The following is a 1878-nucleotide window of genomic DNA, read 5'->3' as shown; positions in this document are numbered from 1 at the left end:
GGTGATCAGCCGGGTCAGACGGCGAACGGCCGCCGCCAGTTCCTCCGGCGAATCGGCGCGCATGACGCCGCGGCTGCCGTTCAGATTGAGCGGCTTGACGACGCAGGGATAGGGAACTTGGGCGGCCACGGCGGCGGGATCATCGGCCGTCGTAAACGTCTCGAACCAGGGGACGGGAACGGCGTCGCGCAGCATCCGGCGCATGACGTACTTGTCGCGCGCGGCCAGCGCGGCGGCCGGATCGTTGTGCGGCAGCCCCAGCGCCGCGCTGGCCGCGGCGGCGACCAGGCTGCCGCTGTCGTCAACGGACAGGATGGCCGACAGCGGGTGAGCAGCGGCGTATTCGACAATGGCTCTTGCTGCTCCCTCCGGATCGGCGAACGGAAGGGGCAGCGCCCCCGGCCACTGGTCGGCCAGCGCCGGCGGCAAGTCGATGCCGGTCGTGACGGCAATGCCCAGCCGCTCGGCCGCCGCCCGGAACGCTTCCAGCCGGTAAGAGCGCACCGTCGTCAACAGCAGCACGCGGGGCTTGGTAGGTGGTGCCATTTCATCCATGCGGAGAGTATAACTCACGTGAGTGGCAAGGGGCAGGTAGCGGCTGGCAGGTTAGACGGTATAGTTGCCTCTGCAATCGGAGGGTTATGCCATGAATCGCTCATCACCTCTGCGGTTCCGTTCTATAGGCTGGTACATGGCCGGTCGGTTGTGGCCGCTCGCCACGATCGTGCTGCTCGGCCTGTTGCTCTTGCTGATCGCCGGCTGCTATCCAACCTCGGCGACGATAGCCGGACTGCCGAACGCTGATGCCACGCCCCGCATTTATATCCCGGCGGCGCTGGGCGGCTCGGAGCCGATCGCGGCCGCAACACCGACGCGTGATCCGTCACAACCGCTGCCGCCGCCGACAGTGGTTACAGGCGTCCCGCCCATCGACTTTGTGGCAGCGAGTTCGGCCGCTCAAGCGCAAGGACGCGAGATAACTTATACGAAGATCGGCTTCCACACCGGGCCGGGCGGCAACGCCAACGGCCTGGGTGACTGGATGCGCCGGCTGAACGACGCCGGCATCCCCTTTTTCCTGAAGAGCGTCGACGCCGCCGGGCCGATCTGGGAGGCGCAACAACTTATTCAGGCCAACGAGGTCGCCGGGCGCGACGTGCCGCACACACTGGTCTTTCGCCTGACCGACCCGCGCTACGAAGCGCCGTTTTACAACAGCGGCGTCTCGCCCGAAACGGCGGCGGCCGTCAGCTGGCAGGTCAACCGCGATGGCCTGCCGCCCGAACTGGACAAGCGGTACGTCTGGCTCGAGACGCTGAACGAGCCGGGGCGCTACGGCGCGGACGGGCAGTTACAGATCGAGCGTCTGGGCCGCTTCTCGCTGGCGACGGCCAAGCTGGCTGTGGCCGAGGGCTACCGCTATGCCGCGCTCAGTTGGTCAACGGGCGTGCCGGAGCCGGCCGATTGGGAGCACCCAGCCATGCTCGCCTTCCTGCGCTACGCGGGCGAGCATCCGGATCGGGTGGCGGTGGCGTTGCACGAGTATAGCCTGGTCAACGAGGATATCGGGCGCATCTACCCCTACCTCGTCGGCCGCTTCCAGACGCTTTTCGACGTGTGCGACCGGCACGACATTCCCCGGCCGACGATCCTGATCACCGAGTGGGGTTGGGAGTACGACAGCGTGCCCGAGCCGGGCGTGGCGATGGAGCACATCGCCTGGGCGGCATGGCTCTACGCGGCCTACCCGGAGGTGAAAGGGGCGGCCATCTGGTATCTGGGGCCGCAGTTTGGCGGCATCGCCAACAAAGCGCAGCGCCTCATCGCCCCGCTGACCGACTACGCCCTCAGCCACTACTTCGTCTACACGCCCGGCCG

At 67.4% G+C, this 1878-nt stretch carries 2 protein-coding genes; one reads left to right on the top strand and one right to left on the bottom strand.

Annotation, left to right across the window (positions count from 1 at the left end):
• Nucleotides 1-555: acetyl-CoA carboxylase biotin carboxylase subunit family protein (locus ACE3UY_RS14425; RefSeq protein WP_374688207.1), on the bottom strand; the 555-nt coding region annotated here is incomplete at its 3' end.
• Nucleotides 556-646: 91 nt separating this feature from the next.
• Here ACE3UY_RS14425 and ACE3UY_RS14420 point away from each other — a divergent pair.
• On the top strand, nt 647-1878 hold a 1232-nt coding region (locus ACE3UY_RS14420), incomplete at its 3' end, for a hypothetical protein (RefSeq protein WP_374688206.1).

The organism is Promineifilum sp. (SeqCode), assembly GCF_041918635.1.
Lineage (GTDB): Bacteria > Chloroflexota > Anaerolineae > Promineifilales > Promineifilaceae > Promineifilum.
The sequence above is the reverse complement of the archived record's forward strand: the minus strand, read 5'-3'. Positions and strand labels throughout refer to the sequence as shown.